Annotated in this window: 4 protein-coding genes; all 4 read left to right on the top strand. The window is 72.4% G+C overall.

Annotation, left to right across the window (positions count from 1 at the left end):
* The first annotated feature begins 40 nt into the window (after nucleotides 1-40).
* From AB0G02_RS33170 to AB0G02_RS33155, 4 genes are read left to right on the top strand one after another with little or no spacing between them, the layout of a single operon-like run.
* Nucleotides 41-274 carry a sterol carrier protein domain-containing protein gene (locus tag AB0G02_RS33170; protein ID WP_360802184.1) on the top strand — a complete coding sequence of 78 codons (234 nt, stop codon included), beginning with the start codon at nucleotides 41-43 and terminating at the stop codon, nucleotides 272-274.
* 11 nt (nucleotides 275-285) lie between these two features.
* Entirely contained in the window at nucleotides 286-897 is a 612-nt protein-coding gene (locus AB0G02_RS33165) for a trimeric intracellular cation channel family protein (RefSeq protein WP_360802181.1), read from the top strand.
* 51 nt (nucleotides 898-948) lie between these two features.
* Nucleotides 949-1,638: a response regulator transcription factor gene (locus tag AB0G02_RS33160; RefSeq protein ID WP_360802178.1), complete on the top strand. Its 690-nt coding sequence runs from the start codon at nucleotides 949-951 to the stop codon at nucleotides 1,636-1,638.
* Complete coding sequence (locus AB0G02_RS33155) at nucleotides 1,635-3,011, top strand: HAMP domain-containing sensor histidine kinase (RefSeq protein ID WP_360802175.1); 1,377 nt, start codon at nucleotides 1,635-1,637, stop codon at nucleotides 3,009-3,011. Before AB0G02_RS33160 ends, AB0G02_RS33155 begins: the two co-directional genes overlap by 4 nt.
* Nucleotides 3,012-3,098: the final 87 nt, after the last annotated feature.

Here is a 3,098-nt window from a genome sequence, read left to right as displayed (position 1 = left end):
TGGAGATCCGCCACGAAGCGCACCGGCGAGATCGTAGTGAGTGATCCACAGCCCCCTCACCCACGGGTTCGCGAAGCGGGCAAAGCCGAGCGTTCTCGTCGAGCCCGGCGGCAGCGGAGCCGTGCGGCTGCACGCGCGGGCGCTCGGGCCGTGGTTCAGCGGCATGCAGGACAGCCACGCGCTGCGCCGCGCCGGGCTGCTCGACGGTGACGCCGCGCTGCTCGATCGGCTGGTCGGCGCACCTGGCGTCCCGCGTCTGGCGGACAGCTTCTAACCTGACCAGCCGTGCTGCTCGACGCGCTGGAACTGATCGGGATCGCCGCGTTCGCCGCCTCCGGCGCGGTCGCGGCGGTGCGGGCGCGGCTGGACGTGTTCGGGGTCATCGTGCTGGCGCTGACCACCGCGCTGGGCGGCGGGATCATCCGGGACGTGCTGCTCGGCGTGCACCCGCCGGCGGCGTTGGTGAGCTGGCCCTACCTCGCGGTCGCGGGCGTCACCGGACTGGTGGTGTTCTGGTTTCACCCGACCGTGGCCAAGCTGTGGCGGGCGGTGCTGCTGCTGGACGCGATCGGGCTCGGCCTGTTCGTCACCGCGGGCACCACGACCGCGCTCCGCCTCGGCGCACCGCCGTACGCGGCGTGCCTGGTCGGGATGACCACGGGCATCGGCGGCGGCGCGCTGCGGGACGTGCTGCTGCGGGAGATCCCACTCGTCCTGCGCAAGGAGATCTACGCGGTGGCGGCGTTGTGCGGCGCGGTGGTGGTGGCGTTCGGCGACTACCTGGACCTGCCCGCCGTGCTGGTGACCCTGGTCGGGTCGGCGGTCATCGTGGGCCTGCGGCTGCTGGCGACGTGGCGGAGGTGGAACGCGCCGGTGGCCCGAAAACTTGACGGGTAGCTCACACTCCCTTCTCAGGCGGCTCTCAGGACCAGGGGCAAGACTGAGCCCATGCGCATCCTCGTTGTCGACGACGACCGGGCCGTGCGTGAGTCGCTCCGCCGCTCACTGCAGTTCAACGGCTACCAGGTCGACCTTGCCGGCGACGGCCAGCAGGCCCTCGAGTTCCTCGTCTCCCAGCGCCCCGACGCCATGGTGCTGGACGTGATGATGCCGAGGCTGGACGGGTTGGAGGTGTGCCGCCGGCTGCGCAGCACCGGCGACGACCTGCCGATCCTCGTGCTCACCGCCCGTGACGCGGTGTCCGACCGGGTGTCCGGGCTGGACGCCGGCGCGGACGACTACCTGCCCAAGCCGTTCGCGCTGGAGGAGCTGCTGGCCCGGCTGCGCGCCCTGCTGCGGCGGGCGGCGTCCGACGCCGAGGAGCCGGCGGGCGCGGTGCTGCGGTTCGCTGACCTGGAGCTCGACCCCGGGACGCGGGACGTGCGGCGCGGCGAGCGCCCGATCAGCCTCACCCGGACCGAGTTCGCCCTGCTGGAGCTGTTCCTGGCGCACCCGAAGCAGGTGCTGACCCGCGGCCGGATCCTGGAGGACGTCTGGGGCTACGACTTCCCGACCTCGGGCAACGCGCTGGAGGTCTACGTCGGCTACCTGCGCCGCAAGACCGAGGCGGAGGGCGAGCCCAGGCTGCTGCACACGGTGCGCGGCGTCGGCTACGTGCTGCGGGAGACCCCTCCGTGATCGGTGCCGCCAACGGGCGACTCCAGCGGGTGTCGCTGCGGGCGCGGGTCACCCTGCTCGCGGCGTTCTGCGTGGCCGGCGCCGTGGCCGTCGTGTCGCTCGGCGCGTACATGACGGTGAGCCGGAACCTGCACGACCAGATGGACTCCAACCTGCGGCAGCGCGCCCAGGCCGCCGTCAACGCCCCCAAGGTCAACAACGACGTGTCCGAGATCCCGGGCGCGTTCCTCGCCGCCGGTGACATCCGGATCGGCGTGCTGGACGTGAACGGGCTGATCCAGTACCCGAAGAACACGGTCGCGCCGCCGACCCAGCCCGCCGACCTGGACGTGGCGCGCGGGTCGCGGCTGGAGAACATCTGGACCGACGTGCGCACCGACTTCCGGGTGATCGCGGTCCCGTACGGCGACGGTCAGGCGATGGTGATCGCGCAGTCCACCAAGCCGCTGAACACGACCCTGGGCAAGCTGTCCGTGGTGCTGTTCGTAATCAGCGGGCTGGGCGTGCTGGTCGCGGCGGCGGCGGGGACGGCGGTCGCGCGCACCGGGCTGCGGCCCGTGCAGCGGTTGACCGAGGCCACCGAACGGGTGGCGTTGACCGGTGACCTCCGGCCGATCCCGGTGTCCGGCGACGACGAGCTGGCGCTGCTGTCCCAGCGGTTCAACGCGATGCTGGGCGCGGTCGCGGAGTCGCAGGAGCGGCAGCGGCGGCTGGTGGCGGACGCGGGGCACGAGCTGCGCACGCCGTTGACGTCCATGCGCACGAACCTGGAGCTGCTGCTGGCCTCGGAGCGGCCGGACTCCCCGACGTTGTCCGACGAGGACAAGGCGGAGATCAACGCCGACGTGCGCGCGCAGCTGGACGAGCTGACCACGTTGATCGGGGACCTGGTCGAGCTGGCCCGGGAGGACGCGCCGCAGGTCGTGCACGAGCCGGTGGACCTGGTCGAGGTGGTGGAGCGCGCGCTGGACCGGGCCAAGCGGCGGGCGAGCGACGTGCAGTTCGAGGTGGAGCTGCAACCGTGGTCGCTGCTCGGTGATTCGAGCGCGCTGGAACGGGCCGTGCTCAACCTGCTGGACAACGCGGTGAAGTTCAGCCCGGCGCGCGGGGTGGTCCGCCTGTCCGTGAAGCAGCTGGGCGACGGCAGCGCGGTGGTGGAGGTGGCCGACTCGGGCCCCGGCATCGCGGACGACGACCTGCCGCACGTGTTCGAGCGCTTCTACCGCTCCTCCGAGGCTCGCACGCTGCCCGGCTCGGGGCTGGGCCTGGCGATCGTGAAGCAGGTGGCCGAGCGCCACGGCGGCATGGCCTACGTGGGCCGGGCCCCGGAGGGCGGGGCGATGTTCACCCTGCGCCTCCCGGGCCGCCCCTGACCCCCCACCCCGCGAGAGTCCTACGTCCAGAGCGCGAGAGTCCTACGTTCACGCACCCTGAGTTCAACGCTCACGACGAACGGTGTT

Source organism: Actinosynnema sp. NPDC023658, assembly GCF_040639995.1.
In the GTDB taxonomy this organism is placed as follows: domain Bacteria; phylum Actinomycetota; class Actinomycetes; order Mycobacteriales; family Pseudonocardiaceae; genus Actinosynnema.
The sequence above is the reverse complement of the archived record's forward strand: the minus strand, read 5'-3'. Positions and strand labels throughout refer to the sequence as shown.